The sequence below is a fragment of the Bacteroides nordii genome, from assembly GCF_019930665.1.
Classification (GTDB): Bacteria; Bacteroidota; Bacteroidia; order Bacteroidales; family Bacteroidaceae; genus Bacteroides; species Bacteroides nordii.
In genome coordinates, this window is record NZ_CP082886.1 from 3,779,675 (window position 1) to 3,803,535 (window position 23,861).

Annotated in this window: 14 protein-coding genes; 5 read left to right on the forward strand and 9 right to left on the reverse strand. The window is 41.1% G+C overall.

What is annotated here, in order from left to right; genetic code table 11:
* Window positions 1–35: 35 nt before the first annotated feature.
* From K8P02_RS15025 to yaaA, 3 genes are all read right to left on the reverse strand, one after another.
* The gene (locus K8P02_RS15025; protein WP_195450006.1) at window positions 36–3,704 is read right to left on the reverse strand and encodes a T9SS type A sorting domain-containing protein; all 3,669 of its coding nucleotides are present in this window, start codon (window positions 3,702–3,704) and stop codon (window positions 36–38) included.
* A gap of 176 nt (window positions 3,705–3,880) precedes the next feature.
* Entirely contained in the window at window positions 3,881–4,432 is a 552-nt protein-coding gene (locus K8P02_RS15030; RefSeq protein WP_025867906.1) for a sugar O-acetyltransferase, read from the reverse strand.
* Window position 4,433: 1 nt separating this feature from the next.
* A complete protein-coding gene (gene yaaA / locus K8P02_RS15035) occupies window positions 4,434–5,207 on the reverse strand; it encodes a peroxide stress protein YaaA (RefSeq protein WP_025867905.1) in 774 nt (257 codons plus the stop codon).
* Between the two features lie 156 nt (window positions 5,208–5,363).
* Between yaaA and K8P02_RS15040 the strand changes: the two genes are divergently transcribed.
* The gene (locus K8P02_RS15040) at window positions 5,364–5,816 is read left to right on the forward strand and encodes a copper resistance protein NlpE (protein WP_025867904.1); all 453 of its coding nucleotides are present in this window, start codon (window positions 5,364–5,366) and stop codon (window positions 5,814–5,816) included.
* A gap of 118 nt (window positions 5,817–5,934) precedes the next feature.
* Here K8P02_RS15040 and K8P02_RS15045 read toward each other — a convergent pair whose 3' ends face one another.
* The gene (locus tag K8P02_RS15045) at window positions 5,935–7,404 is read right to left on the reverse strand and encodes a glycoside hydrolase family 125 protein (protein ID WP_025867903.1); all 1,470 of its coding nucleotides are present in this window, start codon (window positions 7,402–7,404) and stop codon (window positions 5,935–5,937) included.
* A gap of 13 nt (window positions 7,405–7,417) precedes the next feature.
* Window positions 7,418–8,617 (reverse strand): glycoside hydrolase family 76 protein, encoded by a 1,200-nt coding sequence (locus tag K8P02_RS15050; RefSeq protein ID WP_025867902.1) that lies wholly within the window; start codon window positions 8,615–8,617, stop codon window positions 7,418–7,420.
* A gap of 526 nt (window positions 8,618–9,143) precedes the next feature.
* On the opposite strand from K8P02_RS15050, the gene K8P02_RS15055 reads away from it, so the two are divergent.
* Together K8P02_RS15055 and K8P02_RS15060 are read left to right on the forward strand one after the other, a co-directional pair.
* A complete protein-coding gene (locus tag K8P02_RS15055) occupies window positions 9,144–13,253 on the forward strand; it encodes a two-component regulator propeller domain-containing protein (protein WP_223381492.1) in 4,110 nt (1,369 codons plus the stop codon).
* Between the two features lie 179 nt (window positions 13,254–13,432).
* Window positions 13,433–13,861 (forward strand): hypothetical protein, encoded by a 429-nt coding sequence (locus K8P02_RS15060; protein ID WP_025867901.1) that lies wholly within the window; start codon window positions 13,433–13,435, stop codon window positions 13,859–13,861.
* Between the two features lie 490 nt (window positions 13,862–14,351).
* Here the strand turns inward: K8P02_RS15060 and carB are convergent, their stop codons facing one another.
* Window positions 14,352–17,579, reverse strand: coding sequence for a carbamoyl-phosphate synthase (glutamine-hydrolyzing) large subunit (gene carB, locus K8P02_RS15065; protein ID WP_025867900.1), 3,228 nt, complete (start codon window positions 17,577–17,579; stop codon window positions 14,352–14,354).
* Window positions 17,580–17,914: 335 nt separating this feature from the next.
* Here carB and K8P02_RS15070 point away from each other — a divergent pair, with 335 nt between their 5' ends.
* Together K8P02_RS15070 and trpS are read left to right on the forward strand one after the other, a co-directional pair.
* Window positions 17,915–18,673, forward strand: a complete 759-nt coding sequence (locus K8P02_RS15070; protein ID WP_025867899.1) for an outer membrane beta-barrel protein — start codon at window positions 17,915–17,917, stop codon at window positions 18,671–18,673.
* A 96-nt stretch (window positions 18,674–18,769) separates the two neighbouring features.
* Window positions 18,770–19,870 (forward strand): tryptophan--tRNA ligase, encoded by a 1,101-nt coding sequence (trpS, locus tag K8P02_RS15075; protein ID WP_007487176.1) that lies wholly within the window; start codon window positions 18,770–18,772, stop codon window positions 19,868–19,870.
* An 85-nt stretch (window positions 19,871–19,955) separates the two neighbouring features.
* Here trpS and K8P02_RS15080 read toward each other — a convergent pair whose 3' ends face one another.
* The 3 genes from K8P02_RS15080 to K8P02_RS15090 all read right to left on the reverse strand — a co-directional run bounded on the left by K8P02_RS15080 (window position 19,956) and on the right by K8P02_RS15090 (window position 23,861).
* The gene (locus tag K8P02_RS15080; protein WP_025867898.1) at window positions 19,956–21,140 is read right to left on the reverse strand and encodes an OmpA family protein; all 1,185 of its coding nucleotides are present in this window, start codon (window positions 21,138–21,140) and stop codon (window positions 19,956–19,958) included.
* A gap of 432 nt (window positions 21,141–21,572) precedes the next feature.
* On the reverse strand, window positions 21,573–23,456 hold the full coding sequence (mutL, locus tag K8P02_RS15085; RefSeq protein ID WP_002562347.1) for a DNA mismatch repair endonuclease MutL: 1,884 nt from the start codon (window positions 23,454–23,456) through the stop codon (window positions 21,573–21,575).
* A 102-nt stretch (window positions 23,457–23,558) separates the two neighbouring features.
* On the reverse strand, window positions 23,559–23,861 hold the full coding sequence (locus K8P02_RS15090; RefSeq protein WP_002562348.1) for a hypothetical protein: 303 nt from the start codon (window positions 23,859–23,861) through the stop codon (window positions 23,559–23,561).

Here is a 23,861-nt window from a genome sequence, read left to right on the forward strand (position 1 = left end):
TTTGGCCCTCTTATAACAACTTATTAATTAAGAAGCTAACGCGTAATCATCAGCCGTTCATTTTTTACAGAACCATCCTGTAACTCAATTGTCACAATATAGTTGCCCTCTGCCAGATCCATTGCCTGAACAGTAACTTCTGTTTGTCCCGCAAACAAAAGTTCACGCACAGCAAAACCGGTCAGTGAATAGATGATCACACGCTTAATTTCCTGATCGGCACGCACATGCAGGACATCTTTTACCGGATTCGGATAGATTTGTACGTTCTTCTCGGCGGGCACGGCAGACAATCCTGTACCTCCTCCAAACAGGCCGGACTGGCTCTTTAAGATTGTAAATGTCGTAGCCCCTGTAAACTGACGTTGCGGACGCATTATCTCCTCAGCCATTGCACCATCCACCTTCAAACAATGGTCTTCGGCGGTTACAATATAAGTTTGGCCGCCCACCTGCTCTATATGGTCTATTTGAAACAATTCATTCATATCTTCCTGTGTTTTCACAGCACCCGAAGGTGGGTTAATCACTTTATAAGATCCAAATTTAACCGACATCCAGCGCCCCTTTAACTCATCACCGGCAGGAATCATAGCATCGGTAACAAAAGCATTGCAGGAAGCGCCGTCTTCCTTGCGTACAGTAGAGGTGATAGTTCCGGAATATTTGTAGTTCTCTATTTCTACCGATTCTTCTCCTACGGATAACTGGGAACCGTTAATCAAAATACTCTTCGCCTTCTCTGCGTCTTTACTCTTTGAAAAAACAGCTATCTTACCTTCCATTGCATAGCGCCCATCGGCTGTCGATATTTTCTCAGCCGGATCAATACCTGTAATCAGCGCATTGTTCAGATTCACAAGAATCACATCTTCACGACCATCGGTAAAGGTGACAGACACTCCCACATATTCTTCACTATTCTGATTTAACGGAACTTGTTTTACCGAAACAATCTTAGAACCACCATTATACGCCTCCATCACATGGGTAAACAAACTACGCATACCGCTGTTTCCGGTGCGGCGTTCCACCAAAGCCGGACGCCAATATTCATACATCGTTGTTCCGGTAGCACGACGATAGGAATTAGGCGACTTACCTAAATATACCGTAGACCGGGCATCATCCACAGCAAAAATCTTAACACCTCTGGAGGCATCCTGTACATAAGTCACGTTCCATTCTCCGGGAGATTGCGCTTTTGACATTTCACGAAAAGCACCATACCAGTTTGTTTTATCACCTTCTACCACCGGATCTTTATAGGTTACTCCGGTTGGCAAGAGTGGGTATTGGCTGTTAATTTTCGTCATAGACAGGCTGGTTTCAATCGTCTGATCATACTGTGTAGAGCCGTGTAACAGGTAGTCGTGCTTCGTTCCTCCCTTTACCACAAATAAGTCGAGCAGATAAGGACGAGACGGATCAATCGTATTCAAAACATGAATACGCTGATAACGTTCTACTTTTCCCGGACGGATCGTTTTACTATAAACCTCTGTTGCAGCAACCCCATCGAGCCCCGGTTCAAACAAGGTGAAGTAACCATTTGTAAATACGTGTCCACTATTGCCAAGAACCTGGCGGCCTGATGTAAAATACTGGGTCAGTTCTTCGTCAACGGCAACCAGGTTATGAGCCGTCACACTATTCGTATAATCGCGTCCTGGAAGCCGGGAGTAACGGATATCACCAATCTGCTCTTCTCCATTGGCATAAAGGGTCATAGACATCACACTATTGCCCACATGATTGGCTTTATCATTCGCTCCGATATTCGATTGAATCTGCTGATCGCCCGTACCTGCTCCCAACATGGCATGATAGTAAGCTGGCAATAAATAAGATTTGGTAGAAGTTCGCTTATCACTGTATCCGGCCGTGGTATCATCAAACGGAGCCATATCTCCATTCGGAAATCCAACCTGTTTATGAACCAACGTCGTACGCTGAGTAAACTCCTTACGTGTAAGGGATTTTGCAGCAATACGGCGCATCGCGTCAGTTTTCGGTTCAAACATACTGAAATAATCTTCCAACAGCTTAACGTTTGCATAGTTCTCATCGGCATATCCTCTGTGGTAAGAGAAGGACTCAGGATACATACCGTCACGCTTGAAGTTGTTTGCAATACACAACGTATAATAACGATCGACAAAATCAATGATTTTTTCTTTCATTACTTCGTCTTCAATAATAGCAGCCACCTGAATCAGTACACCAATATGTCCCACCAGATTGGTAGATTGATGAGTAGACATCGGCTGGTCAATCACCCATAATCCTATATTAAGGAACAGATCATCAACAATATGCCGGCGTACATCGTAGCCTCTCTCTGCCGAAAGCTCCTTTAGCGCCTGACTTTCATAAATACGATCAAACGATAGTAGTTCTCCCTCATGAAATTCATGAGTCAACCCGTTATGATCCGAAGCACGTTGTACGTTCTGATATTTCGAAAGGTCACTCTTATTCACAATCCGGTCTTTATTCCAACCTTCGGTCATAAAGAAATCAGGCACCGCATTTGCCCACTTGTCTAAAGCCAAAGCCACATAACGGGCATACTTTTCATCTTTTGTCAGTTGGTAGGCGGCTCCCAAAATGGGTAAGTTCTTGGTCATAAAAGCTGTTTTTCCATAATCAATCTGAGCCTGTACATAGGTGTTGCCTTTGGACGTTTTATAATACGGGACTTTAATGATCTTTCCGGTCATAACCTCTGCATTGGCATATAAAACCGTATAATTACTGTTTGGAAACACAGTACCGGTAGCCTTACAGGTTATTTGATCCGGCTGGGCGGGATCCCATGTCCAATCCGTACTATTAACAGAAGCCGGACTATGCTGCAAACTACGGGGAGCTTGTGTGGGAACTAATCCCAACCATTCAGCTTCCGTATAAGTATCTACCAGTTTTTTGGCATTCGACAAAGTAGATGAGTTATTTCCTAACGGATAATAAGGCCGGGTAAGCGGTTTGGTATAATTGTCATTCTCCAGATATTTCTGAACAATCAGGCCTCCCAAAATAGGGCCATACCCTTCTGCGGTTCTTGAGTTATATGAATAAGAACGAATCCGATACGTCACCGGAACCTGAGAGATAATAGCTTCTTTATTAATATAATGCAGATAGACCCAGCCATCTGCCGAAGGGTGTTTCACCTGTATCACCTCTGTCCAGGAACCATCCGCGTTTTTTTTATCGAGTGCAATGCCATCTGATACGCCTGATTTATAAGGTTTCAACAGAAACAGGGCCACCTTACCGACACTGGGCAATTCCGGTAAAATCAAACTACTGGTTATATGAGATTCTCTAAATACTTCCGATGCATCGGCTCTATATAAATTTTTCATATTCAGCATGCCGATAGAGCTATTATAATTTCCTGGACGCACTTGTTTCACTATATATTCAAGTTCAGTTCCACCAATATTTGCCACCTCTGCCCCCTTGTAGACCTTGCGGGTTCCTGTAATCCAACTTTTAGCCCAATAATCATTCGCAGTACTTCCGTTGCCGGGCGCCATGGACTCATTTCCCCAGTCCGCTGATAAAAATGAATCATAAATATAGCATTCGTCTACATTGATATTGGTTACATCAGATAAACTTTGTGCCTGAGTGGTCAGTGTGAGCGTGCACACGCTCATCAAAAGAGATTTAAAAAGAAGTAGTGTCTTTCCCATTGCATTCGTCTTTATATATTAATGATAGATTAACGATTACAAATTAACCTCTTTTTTTATAGAAGAAATTGAAGTATTTTCTCAAAAGATTGCACTAATATACACAAAAAGAGATGGAAAGATAATAAATCACCTTTTCACCTCTCTTATTTCTTACAATCTGATAAGTTGCCCGGCTATTTTACTTTCTTTACAACCCGTGCCGGATTGCCCACCGCAACACTATCAGCCGGTATATCTTTAGTTACTACACTCCCTGCTCCAATGATACAACGATCTCCAATCGTCACTCCGGGACAGATAACAGCGCCACCACCAATCCAGCAATCTTTACCGATCGTGACCGGATAAGCATATTCTTTCGGTTCACGCCGTTCTATATAATCCACCGGATGATGAGGGGTATAAATCTGCACACAAGGGCCCACCAATGTATGGGCTCCGATCGTTATATATCCACCATCCAGAAAAGTACAGTTAGCATTGACAAATACATATTCGCCTAGCCGGATACCATCACCGTGATCACAGTGAAAAGGCGGGCAAATAACAGATGTAACAGGGATATCCGGTATCAGTTCCTCGAGCAAGGGACGATATTCCTCGTCATAAGTACTCAACCCACGCATACGGGCCAATAACTTTTTAGCTTTCTCAAAACGTACCTGCATTTCCGGCACAGACATATCAGCCAGTTGCCCATTACGCATTTTGTCTACTTCACTCATCTTATTCTGTTGCTCCATTAGTGAATATTAATTTCTTTTCGTTTGATAATCGTTCATTAAACTCAAATCCCTCCCAGTGAAAAGCTTTCAAATCCTGCGGAGATTCTATCCGGTTTTTCAGAATAAAACGTGTCATCTCCCCACGAGACATTTTGGTGTAAACTACAATAGTAGAAAGTTTGCCATTCTTCCATACATGAAATTCGGGGGTAACAATCGTCACTTCCTGTTCTATACGCTTCCAGTCAAACAAACCACGCATTTCATCACTTGCCAGATTACATAGCACGCCTCCGGTGGCTTTGATCTCTTTAAGAAATGAATCGGTAAGCCGGGACTGCCAATAAGAAAACAGAGTTTTACCACCTTGCTCAGGGAGTCTTACATCTCCTTCAAGACGATACAAACGGATTAGATCTAACGGACGAAGTAAACCGTAGCAAAATGAAGTGAACCGAAGATGTTCCTGTGCATAGCGAAAATCGTCGTCTGAAAAATCTTTCGGATTCAACCGCTTAAAAACAATACCTGTATAGGCAAGCAGGGCCGGAAGCGCACGAGTATCCTCTGAATGAAAAGCCTGATAACGTTTGTAATTCTCGACAGCAATCTTAGGATTCACACGCAACAAATGCTCTAACTCTTCTACAGAAAACTGCGACATCTCTAAAGCAATTTCTGCCGCTTCTTTCTGAAAACAAGGTATAGTAGTAAAAGGGACTTTCACTTTTGAAACATCACTCATGGTTTTGGCGCAGGATAAAAGTATAAGCATAAATGGAGGATTTACGATTTAATAATTTACGATTTACGATTGATAAATGATAATTGGCAAATCACAAATGAGGATTTACGATTGATATTAGTTTAGAGCAAAGTTAAACTTTTTAGTTGTACCTTTGTTGTTCATTTAATAAAAATAACAATCAGTATGGGAAAGAAGTTTTATTTTGCAGCAATACTCTGTGCTTTTATTATGACAGGGTGTACAAACAGTAAAAAAACAAACAATGCCGACAGTATGAGTGCAGATACTACACAGGTAGCAGATATGCACAATGCAGAAACCTCACTTGATTATTTTGGAGAGTATAAAGGAACAATTCCCGCAGCTGACTGTCCGGGGATAGATGTTACTTTGGTTTTCAACAAGGATCATACGTATACACAGAAATATATTTACCAGGAAAGAAAAGATGCGGAATTTGATGAAGCAGGTACTTTCATAGTAGAAGGCAATATATTGACTACGACTTCCAAAGAAGGAGATAAATCTTATTATAAGGTGGAAGAAGGCCGGATAGTAATGCTGGATGCAGACAAACAGCCCATCACAGGAGCACTTGCTGATTTGTATGTGTTGAAGCAGGAAAAAGTCTTTTAATTACGCTTCTTATTCAACACAATAAATCAAAAGTATGATAAAGAGATAGGAAATTATGTAAAAAAACAGTTTATATATTCTATCTCTTTATCAAAGGTAAAATAGTACAAAGAGAAAATTATTGTATACTGTTCAATAAATCAATTTTCCCCTCATTAACCAATTTCAATATCAATTCACCAAACAGTGTATTTTGCCATGCAAACCAGGCACGGGTAAAATTGGCAGGATCATCTTTATGGAAGGATTCATGCATAAACCCTGTACCTGCATCCGTATCCATAAGCATCTTCACACAAGTCTTTATCTCTTCGTCATTCTGGCTTGTGAAAGCTTTCATCATAATACTCATCGGCCAGATCATATCATAACCGATATGTGGACCTCCGATACCTTCTCCGGCTTTTCCTTTGAAGAAATACGGATTGTCTTTGCTCCATACAAAACGACGCGTATTCTGATAGATCGGATCATTCACATCCATATCGCCCAGATAAGGCATAGCTATCAGACTGGGTACATTCGCATCATCCATCAACAGCTGATTTCCGAAACCATCTACTTCAAAAGCATAAATTGTTCCGTATTTGGGATGATTATAGGTTGCATATTTCTTCAGTGCACCTTTCACTTCCTGCGCAAGGTCCGTACATTGCTGAGCCAGATCAGTTCTCTGATTTACCGCAGTCAATATCTCTGCAGCTTTTCTAAGTGAAGATACGGCAAAGAAGTTTGACGGAACAAGAAATTGCAGTGTTGTAGCATCATCCGACGGACGGAAAGAAGAGACTATCAATCCTACCGGATTTACAGGAGCTCCCAACCCATTATTATTCAGCGTGTCGAGCGCACGCTCCGTTTTACGCTGGAATTTGTAATAATCCACCTTATCCTTACGCTGCTGCTCTTTAAATGTTCTCAGAATATTGGTGATGGCCTGTATCCATTCGTTATCAAAGACGCTGGCATCTCCTGTCTCTTTCCAGTATTGATAGGCCAATCGAAGCGGATAACAAAGAGAATCAATCTCCCATTTACGTTCATGGAGTTCCGGTTTCATATCCGTCAGGTCACTCATCCAATCGCCACCTTTCGCTCCATCATTGAAAGCATTTGCATACGGATCAATAATGATACACTTAAACTGACGGCGAATGACTCCTTCAAGCATTTTTTTCAGTTCCGGATCTTTGTTTACCAACTGTATATAAGGCCAAACCTGTGCCCCGGAATCACGCAACCACATGGCATGAATATCTCCCGTATATACAAAAGTATCGGGTTGACCATCCGTTGTACGGTAATGTACAGTCGTTTCGAGCGTATTTGGGAAACAGTTTTCAAACATCCAGGACAATTTCCGGTTAGTCAACAACTTCTTAACCCGCACAATTTCAGCCTCTACCGCTTTAGAGGTAAACAATCGCTTCTTCATCTCCGGGCGGTTACTCTTATAAGCGGCCGCCAGACATGCCTGGTTGATTACAACTGTATTGTCTTTTGCCACAACAAAGTCGGCTGCATTTGCATGGTTTCCGAAAAATAGAGCGGCTGTGATAGCACACAAACTGATGTTTTTCTTTTTCATTCGTCTTTATATTTTAGTTAATCAATTCTTTAATACCAGCGAGCCGACCATACATTTCTACCATAGCGGCCTGTGTCAGCAACCACTTTTTATCATCTTTGTCGTTTCCACTCAAATCTACGCTAAACAACCCCTTATCATCACGGGCATTGTTCCAGGCATATTCCAGGCTCTTATTAAATGCATCCAGATACGTTTTATTTTGATCCTGTTGGTAGAGTTCGATGAAACCTCTCAGCATGACAGCACTGAACCAGATATCTCCTTTTTTCAGTAGCTTGAAAGATTCACCGGTAGCAGGTGTAAAGTCCATAAAGAAATAGTTATAGCATTCTTTAGCAATATTCTGCGCATCAGCCAGATACTCCAGTTGTCCGGTCAACTGATAAAGTAAAGCGGCAGACTGCATCATTTGTCCGCTGTTGTATGCATACTTCGCTCTTCCTATCTTACCATCAAGACGAATGTTATCAAAATAGAGATAATCTGTAGAGTCCTGCAAATGGGCTTTCGTCCATTCATACAATTCTTTTCCCTGCGTATAGTAGATACTATCTTTTGTTGCTTTAAAAAGTTTCAATGCCAAAACAGATCCCGGTGCATTGGAGCACGTATGTTTAGCTTCTTTTTTCTGCTCGCACCAGTAGATACCTCCACCCAGCTGATCATCCATTCCACTCTGGATAAATCTCCATATCAACTGAGCTTTCTCAAGGTATGCAGCCTCTTGGGTCATTTGATAAATATCCGTGAAGTCAATACCCAACCATACATTGTCATCATAAAACCGATCTGAAGGAGAAGAGGTGCGAATATAAGATGAATAAGCGTGAGGCTTTCTTTTTATATCAAAATACTCTTCCAATCCGGGCAAAATCCTTTCATCCAACAATTCCTTATATTCTTTTTTACCACTTGCCTCATACATCGCATTTACCGCAGAGAACATGCCGGAGTAAGGCCAAAGATAAGAATACTGGTTGGGTAGATTTGCCTGCTCTTCGGATGCTAAATAAGTAACATTACTTTGCTCATCAAAAGGGTAATTCTCCCGCAACAGATTAACACCCGGCCGTGAATAACACTGATAGATAGAATCTAATGCTTCCTGCGCTCTGGCTAAATTAGGATTCATATTTACCTGCTCTTTGTGGACACAACCTACCAAAGAAGCAGCACATAACAAGCCTACTAAAAAATATCCTGCCTTCATATTTACTTTATTAATTAATAGTATTGATATTCATTAAATAATTCATTTCTTCTGTTTGCTATCCATTATTTCGAATAAGCTGATGGCAAATCCGCTACCAATTGCAATCCGATGATTTTAACTCTTGTACCGAAAGTCGGCAAGTTATCAGCGAAATAAGACCGATAAAGAAAAGAATGTTCTTCATGTTATTAAACCAGTATATTAAATCTAAAAAAAACGGGGTATCATCATACCCACCTTATTACAGAATTGTTATCCCGGCAACAATCTTTTTTACCCCTTTATACTATACCCTATTGTTATTCTAATCAGATGTCACAAAACTATGGCTCAGACTAGATTATCAGTATACAATTTTATGACATTAGTGTACTTAAAGAGCCGAAAGACAGAGAAATAAACATATATGTCATAAAATCGTATACTTTTTAAATTCCCTTTCTGCCATTATCACTCTTTTTTATTTAATTTTGCAGCAAGTACAGGAACTCTTTATATTAATCGTGACACACAACTACATTTTATGAGAACCTCCTATCTATACTATACCTTTTCACTTCTACTATTCCTACTTAGTATAACGAGTGAAATCAACGCATACAACCTGCGGCAATATTCCAGTCAGAACGGGTTGTCAAACAGTGCAATTCTATCCCTTTGCCAGGATAACAATGGCTTAATGTGGATAGGAACCTGTGACGGATTAAACATTTTCGATGGTACTACCCCACGACTGTACAAACCTACAAATTCCCGCATTGGTTTCTCCGGCAACATTATAGGCAACATAATGGAGACCGAAAAAGATGTATTATGGATACAGACCAATTATGGTCTTGACCGTTTCGACTCTCACCAGCAGACAATTCAGAGCTTCAAGGAGTTCAAAGACATCAATAAAATGACAAAAAGTGCCGCGGGAGATGTATATATCATCAAAGATGACGGCAACATCTATTATTTCAACCGGCGCGACAATGAGTTCCGGAAGTTAGATGTAGGAACGGTTGTTTTTGAGAATGTCCTGCAAATAGTTGCAGACAGTTCAGACATTCTTTGGATTTTCTCATCAGACGGTAGCAACCAAAGTTATGCGATAGAAAAAGAGAAGGACGAAATAAAACTCTCACCACACAATCATTTCAATCACCCGGAGAAGTTACTCTGGGCTTCAGCCGAAAATAATCTGCTCTACTTCATTGATAATACTTACGCTTTCTATGAATATGACTTGAACAGCCAAAAGAAATATTATATTGTCGACCTTGAGTCCGAGATACATCAACGTGGAGAAGTATCCTCTATCATAAAGAAACAGAATGATTACTATATCGGATTTAAGAGTAGCGGCCTGATCCAACTGAAGTATCAGCCCGACCAGAAAATAAAGTATATCATACAACCTACCGATATCCGGACCGGAATATTTTGTCTGCTGAAAGATAAATTCCAGGACATCATCTGGATAGGTACAGACGGACAAGGATTGTACATGTATTTTGCCGATACATTTTCGATAAAGAATACACTGCTAAATACACCGGCCTATCAGATAAACAATCCGGTTCGCGCACTCTATCTTGATGATGAACAAACGCTATGGATCGGAACGAAAGGAAATGGGATATTACGCATGTTCAACTATCATCCGGAGGCAGAGACGGATATAAGCCTCAAAACAGAACAACTGCTGACCAATAACAGTACACTTACAGACAACTCTGTCTATTGTTTTGCTCCGAGTCATTGGAAAAGACTCTGGATAGGAACCGAGAACGGTATAAACTACTATTCGTATCCGGACCGGAAAATAAAACAGTTCCCCGTTCTGGCAGAAGGAAAAACAGTAAAGTATGTCCATTCTATCTGCGAACAAAACGATAGTACCCTCTGGATTGCCACAGTAGGAGAAGGTATTGTGAAAGTGTCCTTAAACGGTTCCGGTAGTTCCCTCGCTGTGAAGCGTGCGGAGAGAATTGTCCTGGATAAAGGAAAACGCGCATCCAACTACTTTTTTGTCTCTTTCCAGGAAAGTGATTCCGTCATGTGGTTTGGCAACCGCGGATACGGAGCCTATCGGATCAATACACATACGGGGCAAATGAAAACCTATCTGTTTGATCAGGCGATAAAAAGCCAGACTGTAAATGATATCTTTGCTATTCTGAAAAATGATGCGGGATATTGGTTCGGTACAAGCTTCGGACTGACACGCATTTATAAAGGTGATTATTATATATATAATGAGAACAACGGTTTTCTCAATAACACCATTCATGGTATTCTTGAAGACAGGGAACAGAATCTTTGGATCAGTACCAACCAAGGTCTGGTGAGATTTAATATCCAAACCAATGCTGTGCAGACTTATCATCAGCGAAATGATCTGAAAGTAACGGAGTTCAGTGACGGAGCTTATTTTAAAGACAAACGTACGAATACTCTTTTCTTTGGTGGTACGAACGGTTTTATAACGATTAATGAGAACAACTCCACTGCCATAGAATATATGCCTGCCCTGCAATTCAATCGTTTGTCTATCTTTGGCAAGGAATATGATATATATGATTTCTTCAGGGAAGACAACAAACAGAAGGTACTCGAGCTGGACTATAGCCAGAACTTCTTCAGCCTGTCATTCATAGCTATCGACTATGTCAATGGAAATAATTACACTTACTCTTACAAGATTGACGGTTTGAGTGAAAACTGGATAGAGAATGGACTTTCTACCACAGCTGTCTTTTCTAATCTCTCCCCCGGGCAGTATACGCTATTAGTAAAATACCGGAGCAATATCACGGGAGAAGAAAGCACGCCCCAATCCCTCATTATCCGTATCATCCCTCCCTGGTATAGAACAACTATTGCTTACTCTATTTACTTTATACTATTTATCGGATTCGTATCCGGGTGTATTTACATGTTAATTAAGCGGTATCGGCACAAAAGGGATCGCATGATCGAGCAAATGAACCGCCAACAACGCAATGAATTGTATGAGTCTAAACTTCGTTTTTTTACCAATGTCACTCATGAGTTCTGCACTCCGTTAACCTTGATCTATGGTCCCTGCCAGAAGATATTATCACATACGGAAGCGGATAATTATGTTCACAAATATGCCACGATGATTCTACAGAACGCTCAGAAGCTGAATGCATTGATTCTGGAGTTAATAGAATTCCGTCGTTTGGAAACCGGAAATAAAACACTTGAAATAAAACAGCTCCCTATATCCGAACAGACGAAGGACATAGCCGAATCTTTCTGTGAACTGGCCGAGAGTCAAAAGATAAACTATCAATTGAAAATAGAAGAAGATGTTTACTGGAATTCGGATGCCAGTTGCTTCAATAAGATAGTAAATAATCTATTGTCCAATGCCTTCAAATATACGCCGGAGAATGGAAGCATAATCGTAGAACAACGTATAGCAGAAGGACAGCTTTGCATTCGTATCTCAAATACGGGGAAGGGAATTGCTAAGGAGAATCTAACCAAGATATTCGACCGCTACAAGATACTGGACAATTTTGAAGTGCAAAACAAGAATGGTATTTCCCCCCGAAACGGATTGGGACTCGCCATTTGCCATAGCATGGTAAACCTTCTGAACGGGCAGATTCAGGTAACAAGTATCCCCGGTCAGATCACCACCTTTGAAGTTACTCTGCCGGCATTGGCTGTTACAACAGCTTCTGTTCCCGAAGAAAGTATACTCACAGAACCACCTGTACAGGCAGATAACAAACCGGTTGAATTAGAAAATATACCGGCAACTTATGACCCTTCCAAACAAACGGTAGTCATTATCGATGACGATCCTTCTATGTTATGGTTTATTTCCGATTTGTTTGCAGGCAAATACAATGTGCTTTCATTCGATAATGCAACAAAAGCGATAGAACAACTGGAACTCAAATCTGCCGATCTGATTATCTCAGATGTAATGATGCCGGATATAGACGGAATATCATTCGCAAAAAGAGTGAAATCGAACAAGCTGCTTACACATATCCCATTAATCTTATTATCGGCGCTCAATAGTGTGAACGATCAGATGAAGGGCATTGAGTCCGGAGCAGAAGCCTACGTCACCAAACCTTTCAATGCGGAGTATCTGATGAAACTGGCAGAACGGCTTATCCTGCGGGAAAAAGAATTGAAGGAGTATTATAATTCAATACTCAGTACTTTCAAGCTGGACGACGGGCAATTCTTACACAAAGAGAATAAGGTGTTTTTTGAGAAAATGATGCAATTGATTGATAAGAATATTACCAACGATGAATTGTCTGTTGAATTTTTAAGCAGTTCCTTAGGGTATAGTACCCGGCATTTTTACCGAAAGCTGAAGGAGATTACAGAAAAGACTCCTGCCGATATCATCAAAGAATATCGATTGGCCATAGCGAAAAATCTATTGCTTACTACTAATTTGTCAATAGAAGAAATCATGGACAAATCGGGATTTATAAATCGCGGAACTTTCTATAAGATATTCTCACAGAAGTATAATATGCCTCCACGGCAATATAGAGAACAACAGAAAGAAGAATTTAAGGAGGTATCTAAGAAAGTAACCAACCCGGTTGTTCTTTCGGAGGATGAAGAAGAATGCAAACTTTAGACATCAGATTTATTTAAGAAACAACAGAGAATATTCATTTAAAACAATAATATTTTTATCAAACTAAAGCTAAACTCATTTTTTTTTATAACTTTGTAAACAAACGAGGTTAGGAAGAATTCTACACCTTAATCAAAATAACAGAACAAGATTAATAATTTGCTTTATTTGATGAAATTATGAAACAGCTGTTATTACTATTGACCACCCTATTTTTATTATGCATATCCTGCAATAAGGAAAGCATAGATATAGAGACTGAAGATGAGAGCGGACTCGTTGAAGTTAGTGTTTTCTATACAACAAAAGAAAATCCTAATATTTTAATGCCCGATTCTTATTCTAAACTGTATATATATTACGATCAGCATTTTACAGGTTTTACAGGTTATTCCTTCCAAGATGGGAAATTAACAAAAGAGGGAAAAACTATATTTCCGGATCAAAGTGCTTCAGCAGACAAAGAAGGCAAAATACTATTACGGCTAAATTATATAAATAAACCGCTTACGCTTTTTGTAGAAAGTAACCACTGCAAAAGAATATCAATAGGCAGTCATTCTACAGGGGAAAAGAAAATCATTTCTACAATTACATTTGGCCCATAAATTTCACGTACTTTATCCACCTCAAAAACCCTTGTTTCTTCTTCAGAATTCATACGAATTTCGATCTACTATGAATTCAAAAATGAATATGTTGTGTCAGTATATCTCCTCTACCCTTTACCCTCACCCTTTCGGAGGAAGATGAAGCCCCGCAATGATAGTGTATATAGTATTAACATACTATTTTACAAACAAATCCTCTTTCAAGAAGGTACATCTAAAAGATAAGGAAGGTGTACCAGTCTAATGCTGTTATTTATCCTTCACCGATGAACGATCTCTACCAAGCAAAGGAAGTCTATCTTTCCCGATGAGGGACGTTGTTAAACATCTACATGTTTAACAACGCTTCATTACGACTCTCTGTGAGTTCGACTACGACTTAAATAAATTACCTTCCCTTTGATTGCCCAACGTACCTCCACATAAGAAAAAAACAGGGTGATAATGCCACGCATTACCACCCTGAACTCTTTATAGCAAGAAAAGCTTATTTATATTCCTGCCAGCTCTTTATCTGGATATCTTCGAGTTTCAACTCGCAGAATGCTTCAATAAATGCACTTGCCAGACGGGCATTGGTGATCAACGGAATATTGTGGTCGATAGCACCGCGGCGGATACGATAACCGTTCGTCAGCTCACGCTTGCTATGATTCTTCGGGATATTGACAATCAGGTCGAACTTGTGGTCGGCAATCATCTTCATCACGTTGTTTTCTGCTCCCGGCTTTTCATCGGGCCAGTACACCGGAGTGGTATCTACACCGTGTGCATTGAGGAAAGCAGCCGTTCCGGCAGTAGCATAAATCTTATATCCTTGTGCAAACAGAGCACGGCTGGCATCCAGCAAATCAACTTTTGATTTCATGGCACCGGAAGAGAACATAACACCTTTCTCTTTTGAAGGTATCTTGAATCCGGTAGAAATCATTGCATTCAGCAGGGCTTCGGAGAAGTCATCACCGATACAACCCACCTCACCGGTAGAAGACATATCTACACCCAAAACAGGGTCGGCCTTATGCAGACGAGAGAATGAGAACTGAGAAGCCTTCACACCAATCCAGTCGATATCAAAGGCAGACTTGTCCGGACGGCTGTACGGAGCGTCAAGCATGATACGGGTAGCTGTTTCGATAAAGTTACGTTTCAGTACTTTAGACACGAATGGGAAACTACGTGAGGCACGCAGGTTACATTCAATTACTTTCACCTCGTTGTTGCGAGCCAGGAACTGGATGTTGAACGGACCGGAAATATTAAGTTCTTTTGCAATCTGGCGACTGATTTTCTTAATGCGGCGAGCTGTTGCAAAGTAGATCTTTTGTGCAGGGAATACCAATGTAGCATCACCGGAATGAACACCTGCAAACTCAACATGTTCAGAGATGGCATATTCCACCACTTCACCATTCTGAGCTACTGCATCAAATTCTATCTCTTTCGTGTTTTCGAGGAACTGAGAAACAACTACCGGATATTCTTTTGAAACCTCAGCAGCCATCTTCAGGAAGTTCTCCAACTCTTCATCGTCATAGCAAACATTCATTGCCGCACCCGAAAGTACGTAAGACGGACGAACCAACACCGGATAACCTACCTTTTCAACGAAGCCTTTCACTTCTTCAAGACTGGTGAGCTCCATCCATGCCGGTTGGTCAATGCCCAGCTGATCGAGCATAGCAGAGAATTTATTACGGTTCTCGGCACGATCGATAGAAACCGGAGAAGTACCCAGTACGGGAACCGACTGACGATAAAGTTTCATTGCTAAGTTGTTCGGAATCTGTCCGCCCACGGAAACAATAACACCACGAGGCTGTTCGAGGTCGATCACATCGAGTACACGCTCAAAGGAAAGCTCGTCAAAGTACAGACGGTCGCACATATCATAGTCAGTTGATACCGTTTCGGGGTTATAGTTGATCATGATAGATTTGTAACCTAACTTACGAGCTGTCTGTACAGCATTTACCGAACACCAGTCAAACTCTACCGAGCTACCGATACGATATGCACCCGAACCGAGAACGACTACTGATTTCTCATTCTTATAATAGTTTACATCATACCCTTCTACAGCATACGTCATGTAGAGATAATTGGTCAGTTCCGGATGTTCAGAAGCAATTGTGTTGATACGTTTTACAGCCGGAAGAACACCCAACGATTTACGATGTGCACGAACAGCCAGGTTTTCTTTCTCCATATTGCCGGTCGGATTCAATACGAAACGAGCTATCTGGAAGTCAGAGAAACCGAGAATCTTCGCTTCGCGCATCACATCAGCAGGAATATCCTCTACTTTACTATAAGTAGAAAGTTTCACTTTATAGTCAACAATATTTTTCAATTTACCAAGGAACCACGGATCAATCTTAGTCAGATCGTGGATACGGTCAATCGTATATCCTTGCTCCAAAGCCTGTGCAATAGCAAATACGCGCAGGTCAGTAGGATTAGCCAGTTCTTTGTCGAGGTCATCAAAAGTCACGTCATCATTACCTACAAATCCGTGCATACCTTGCCCGATCATACGAAGTCCTTTCTGGATGATCTCTTCAAAAGAACGACCGATAGACATGATTTCACCCACCGACTTCATACTCGAACCGATTTCACGGGATACACCGGCAAACTTAGTAAGGTCCCAACGGGGAATCTTACAGATATAGTAGTCAAGTTGCGGAGCCAGATAAGCAGAATTCGGAGTTCCCATTTCACCAATCTGATCGAGTGTATAGCCTAAAGCAACTTTGGCAGCAACAAATGCCAACGGATAACCGGTAGCTTTGGAAGCCAAGGCAGAAGAACGACTCAGACGGGCATTAACTTCGATAACGCGATAGTCATCCGTTTCGGAATTGAAAGCATATTGAATGTTACATTCGCCTACAATGCCCAAATGACGAATACATTTTGTAGAAAGTTCTTTCAATAATGTAAGTTCCTTATCATCCAGCGAGCAGGTAGGAGCTACCACGATAGACTCACCTGTATGGATGCCCAACGGGTCGAAGTTTTCCATGCTTGCCACTGTGAAACAGTGATCGTTGGCATCACGAATTACCTCAAACTCAATTTCTTTCCATCCCTTCAGAGACTCTTCTACAAGAATTTGTTTGGAGAATGCAAATGAGCTTTCAGCCAGTTTCAGGAATTCTTCTTCGTCGGCACAAATACCGCTTCCAAGACCTCCCAATGCATAAGCCGAACGAACCATTACCGGATATCCGATGCGACGTGCAGCAGCAATGGCATCTTCCATATTCTCCACCGCCTGGCTGATAGGAGTCTTCATTTCAATTTCATTGAGCTTCTTCACGAACAAGTCGCGGTCTTCTGTATACATGATAGCTTCAACAGAAGTACCTAATACTTTCACGCCATATTTGTCGAGAATACCATTTGTGTAAAGTTCAGCACCACAATTCAGCGCCGTTTGACCACCAAATGCAAGGAGAATTCCATCAGGACGTTCCTTCTTTATAATCTCTTCTACAAAGTAGGTTGTCACGGGAAGGAAATACACTTTATCAGCAATTCCTTCAGAAGTCTGAATGGTTGCAATGTTCGGATTAACCAATACCGAACTGATACCTTCTTCTTTCAAGGCCTTCAGTGCCTGCGAACCAGAGTAGTCAAACTCCCCGGCTTGTCCGATTTTGAGTGCTCCTGAACCCAGAACCAGGACTTTCTTCATTTCCTTTTCCATTTCTCTTGTTGTTATAATGTTGTTGTTTCTTAAAGTTACCACATAAAAAAAATGCGTTACCCTAACAAAAGGACTAACGCATTACCAAAGAACTAAAATATCGTTTTTGGAGAAAATAGAAGAAGTATACAGATTCCGGATGGAAAACATCCGAACGAAGATATTGCTTACTTCTTATTTCCTGTTGATTCATTGCTATTTTTAAAATTTGTGCAAAGTAACGACTTATTTCTATAAATACAAAAGATTCGGGAAAGAATATTTCCTACAAAGTAGTATTCGACATCATTTTGTTTCCTATATTTGCACCTCGTAAACATCAATAATTTCAAAACATGAAAAGACTTACACTTATTCTGTTTGCCGCATTATGTATTGCAGCAAACCTATCTGCTCAAAACAAACCAGGTAAAGGTTCATTTGGTACTGAAGTTCAGTTTAACCCATTTGATCAAAACGGAGAAACGTTCAAATTGGACGGACTAAAGTTCCGCTACTTCGTAACAGACAAAGACGCTATTCGCCTGAAACTGGGATTCAATCTGGACCATTCTAACTTTACAAATAAAGAAGAAGGCGAAACACAGGCGGATTACACTTCGACCAAATTTAAATATAATGTGGGAGACTTCCGTCTGGATGCAGGTTACGAACGCCATTTCGATATCAGCAAAAGAGTAAATGTCTATGTTGGAGGTTCTTTTGGGTTCACCCGTCATTTCGCCTCCACTAAGTTAGAAACTGTTTCTAATGAACTCTCAACTACATTCAAAGGTGAAATCACCAATGGGGCCATTACCCCTGACTCAAAAGCAGACGAACTGGATATTGAAAATATGTTGCCAGCCGTGAATGACAGAGCTTACTGGGGAATCAATGCAGCAATTTTCACCGGTCTGGATTTTTACGTATACAAAGGACTCTATGTAGGTACAGAGCTTGGGCTGAAACTGGAAAACCGTAAATCAAGCAAAATGACTTACAGAGCAGTGGCAGATAAGACCAATTATCTCGAAGAAACGACCGATAAAGCTATTACAACAAAGGTTAAGACTTATATAGAACCGGTTCTCCGATTGGGTTGGACTTTCTAAACGATGCAATAGCCACCTTTTTATTTTATCCTTTTTTATTCGTATCTTTGCCAAAGCGAAAATAAGCTGCACCTAATATATAAAAGTATAAAGAAAATGGGAAAAGAAAAGATCATATTAACGGGCGACCGCCCGACAGGTAGACTTCACATCGGACACTACGTGGGCTCTTTGAAAAGAAGGGTAGACCTCCAAAACTCCGGCGACTTCAGTAAGATGTTTGTTTTCATTGCTGATGCGCAAGCTTTGACGGACAATATTGATAATCCCGAAAAGGTACGTCAAAATGTTATCGAAGTAGCTCTCGATTATCTGGCTTGCGGACTCGATCCGGCCAAAGCTACTATTTTCATCCAGTCACAGATTCCGGAACTTTGTGAATTGTCTTTCTATTTCATGGATCTGGTGACCGTGTCACGTTTGCAACGCAATCCGACGGTAAAGACGGAAATCCAAATGCGTAACTTTGAGACGAGTATCCCAGTAGGTTTCTTTACTTATCCCATCAGTCAGGCTGCTGATATCACTGCATTCCGCGCAACAACTGTTCCGGTAGGTGAAGATCAGGAACCGATGATTGAGCAGGCAAGAGAAATTGTACGCCGCTTCAATTATATCTATGGTGAAACTTTGGTAGAACCGGAAATCCTGTTACCCGATAATGCTGCTTGTCTGCGCCTACCGGGCACCGATGGTAAGGCTAAAATGAGTAAATCATTGGGTAATTGTATCTACCTCTCCGAAAGTGCCGACGAAATACAGAAAAAGGTAATGAGCATGTTCACCGATCCCGACCATCTGCGTGTACAGGACCCGGGTAAGATAGAAGGTAACACTGTATTCACATATCTTGATGCATTCTGTCGTCCGGAACATTTCGAGCGTTATCTGCCGGATTATCCGAACCTGAATGAGCTGAAAGCCCACTATCAACGTGGTGGACTGGGAGATGTGAAAGTAAAACGCTTCTTAAATGCCATTATGCAGGAGACACTGGAGCCGATCCGTAACCGCCGGAAAGAGTTTGAGAAAGATATCCCTGCCATCTATGAGATGCTGAAACAAGGATGCGAAGTGGCAAGAGCCGCCGCTGCCGATACACTGGCAGACGTTCGCAGATCTATGAAGATCAATTACTTTGACGATGCGGATCTGATAGCGGAACAAGTAAAGAAGTTCAGTACTCCTGAAAAATAAACAAACGTCAAGTATCGTTTATGAAAATACCCCGCTACCGGTAAACCGGTAGCGGGGCTTTCTTTTTTTTATATAATCCTATCTTTTAATTGTTAGATTTCACCAATACAACACGGTTCAGGATAGGTTGTCCGAATTTATCTACACCACCATTACCATCAACGCTCAGACGGTTTGCTGAAATACCATATTGTTTAACCAATACATTCACAACGGCTTGTGCACGTTTCATACTCAATTCTTTATTGAAGCTTGGAGTACCTGTTGCAGAGTCTGCATATCCGTTTACAACATATTTAGTATCCGGGAATTTCTTCATCTGTTCAGCCAGATAAGACAAGTTCATTGCTTCACGAGGAGATATCTCGGCAGAACCAATATTAAAGAATACGGTACGAGGAGCGATATTAGCATCTACGATAACCTCTTGTTCCACAACTTCTGTTGTTGGCTGACTTTCTGCTTCCTGTAGTTGCTGTTGCAATGTAAGATTGGCAGCAGCCATTGCATTCATCTGTTCGCGCATATTTCTCAATTCCAATTCAGAGATAATCTGCGGGAACGGACGTTGGAATCCACGGTTCGGGAAACGATAAGTCAAACCTATAGAAGCTCCGAAAATACCATCGTAGTCGTGCTTGCCACCATGTTCACCATCAAATTTGCCTTCTACTCCCGTAGCACTTAACTCAAGATTGATATCAACTGCACTCGAAATACGGAAACGGTTTATCAAACCTGCATTTATTGTTAATGCATTTACGTGAGGTCTTGTGTAAGCATGAGTGAAACCAGCTCCTAAATAAGGTATCAACTCATATACACGGTGTGAATTGTAACCGCCAAAAAGGGCATTCAGATTGAACATGATATCACCATGCAGATTCATGTAGTCAAATTTCTGTTTGTAATATCCGTCACCCAGTTCATTACCGGTTACGTAAGGAGCAGTTTTATCGTATGTAAAACCTTTAGCTTCAAGTCCGCTATATTGCAAACGCAATCCCAATCCGGGAGTAAACCATTTACCAATTGCAACATTTAATACAGGACTGATACGGTCTTTGAACGCTCCGGCTTTATCACCATTTCCATAAAGCACCTGAGCACCTCCGCCAACAGAGAAGAACCAGTTACTCCAGAACGGGTTGGTCAACACTTGATATTTGTCTTGAACCTGAATTTCTTCGAATTCAGTTACAGTAACTTGCTGAGCAGAAGCTACAGCAGTAACGCCGGCAAATGCCAGCAACATTAGAATCTTTTTCATATACCTAAATAGTTAAAGTGGTTATTATTTTTCCTATTGAAACTGTTTAAATAACACCAAGGGAAATAAAAGGTTCTGAAAATAGATGATTTTATGTTTTTTCTTGTGAGAAAAGGAGAGTGAAGAGCCTGATGAAGCAGTCGGCATACTACTTTATGATTAGCTTTAATCTAATTGATGAATTGGCATATTGACACATTATTAATCAGCTTTAAGTAAAACTGCGTTCTATTTCTATGGCACACAGATAAGCCAGATCAGGCAGATGACAACAGGTCTTTTCATTTATTGGTAATCAGGGAAAAGAAAATTTGATCCGTCGTCATCTGCCTGATCTGGCTCATCCGTGTGCCACATAGAAAACACAAATCTATTTAGCTCATTTTTTTATCAATTAACCACCGCTTGGCGTACCTCCCCGTGCGGGAAGCACTATCTGAAGAGTTTCTCTATCTCTTCTTCTTTTATTGTGGAAAGTACCACTTTGCCATCGGGAGTATAGTTAGGGGCCACGCAGGCAAACAGATTATCTACAAGATTCACCATCTCTTCGTTTGACAAAACCTGACCGTAAACAATAGCAGCAGCCCGAGACAAAGTCAGTGCCAGAATACTCTGTACTTCTTCTTTCACATCGTTACCTTTTTCCATTGCCGTGTGCAACATACTACGCACCAGTTCTACCGGATTCAGCCCCTCAATACCAGCAGGAATACCATTAATAGCGTAACTTCCTCCACCCAGGTCACTAAGTTCAAAGCCCACAGCAGAAAGATCGTCCATAATACTTTGCAATACGGCAGCCTCTGAAACAGGCAATTGCAATATTTCCGGGAAAAGAACTCCCTGAGACATTCCTTGTTTCTGTCTGATCTGCATCATATAGCGATCAAATAACACCCGGATATGAGCACGATGCTGATCAATAAGCATGAGCCCGGATTTTACAGAAGTAAGAATAAACCGCCCTTTAAACTGTAAATGCAAATTTCCCTTTTCCACAATAGGTTCATTAGCATACAAAGTCGAAGGAACCACTGCCGGAGCCTCTGGCTCTGCCGGGGAAAAATAGTCAGGTTCTGCCTCTGGTTCATTGATAACAGGTCGATTCATTTTACTGGCCTTTTCTAATCCGCCATAAAGATCTTCCCACTCTACTTTTTGACGAGAATACCCCGCAACGCCTCCTCCCGATCCGGAAGAAGAAGTTTTGAAAGGATTAAAGTCCGAATTATATTGTACACGCGGCGGTTCCGGTGGAAGATTCTGTTCAAAAGCCGGAATGTCAGGCATATCCTCCGTATCAAAATCAATAGAAGGAACAGCATTAAACTTACCTAATGATTCTTTGACAGCTGCTGAAATAATCTGCCAGATAGCCTGTTCATTCTCAAACTTGATTTCGGTCTTTGTAGGGTGAATATTTACATCAATATTAGCAGGATCCACCTCAAAATAAAGGAAATAAGAGATCTGTTCGCCTATCGGAATCAACTGTTCATAGGCATCCATCACGGCCTTATGGAAATAGGGATGCCGCATATAGCGCCCGTTTACAAAGAAATACTGGTGGGCACCTTTCTTACGAGCAGTTTCAGGTTTGGCTACATAACCCGAAATTTTTATCATCGTTGTATTCACATCCACACTCAGTAATTGCTGATTAAGCTTTTTACCAAAAACTGCGAGAATACGTTGCCGCAAAGAACTCACCGGAAGATTGAATAGTTCCGAATCATTACTATAAAGTGAAAAAGCCACTTCGGGGTGTACAAGAGCAATACGTTCAAATTCAGTAAGTATATTACTAAGCTCTGTAGAATTGGCTTTCAGAAATTTTCGACGTGCCGGGATATTGAAGAAAAGGTTCTTAATAGAGAAGTTACTCCCTTTAGGACAGGACACCGCTTCCTGACTTTCAACTTTAGAACCTGCAATAACCAATTTCGTTCCGAGTTCTTCAGCCTCAAGGCGGGTTTTAAGTTCTACTTGTGCTACAGCCGCGATAGATGCCAGCGCCTCACCACGAAATCCCATTGTACGCAAAGCAAAAAGATCGGATGCTTCACGAATTTTGGAAGTTGCATGACGTTCGAAAGACAAACGGGCATCCGTTTCAGACATCCCCTTCCCATCGTCAATAACCTGTATACAGGTCTTGCCTGCATCAGTCACTAATACATGTATATTGCAAGCCTCAGCATCAATCGCATTTTCTACCAACTCTTTAATGACAGATGCCGGACGTTGTATCACCTCACCAGCTGCAATCTGATTAGCAACTGAATCTGGCAACAAATGAATGATATCACTCATAATATTTAGTAGTTAGAATTTAGGAGTTAGGAGTTAGAATTCAGGAATTAGGAGATAGAAAACACTCACTTTATAAATCATTATTCATACCTTCCTCATTAATCAGAACGCCCAACTACCGGTTTGCAAATAATGCCAAAGAAAAAGCAACAGGGCAATAATCAAAAGGATCACTCCCAGATGTACGGGTTTTCGTCCACTTTCCTTACGACGTTTCAGATGAGTAGTTCCTTCCACAAACTTCCCACGAATATCCTCCGGAGAGAACTCTTTTTCAGATAGCATACCCAATTCGCGCTTGGCCTGCTCTTCCATTTTATCAAGCTTCTCTTTCCGCTCATTCACGTAAATGTACTGATGATTAAAGCGACGCGGCTTTCTCATACCACTGTTAAACATTCCCAT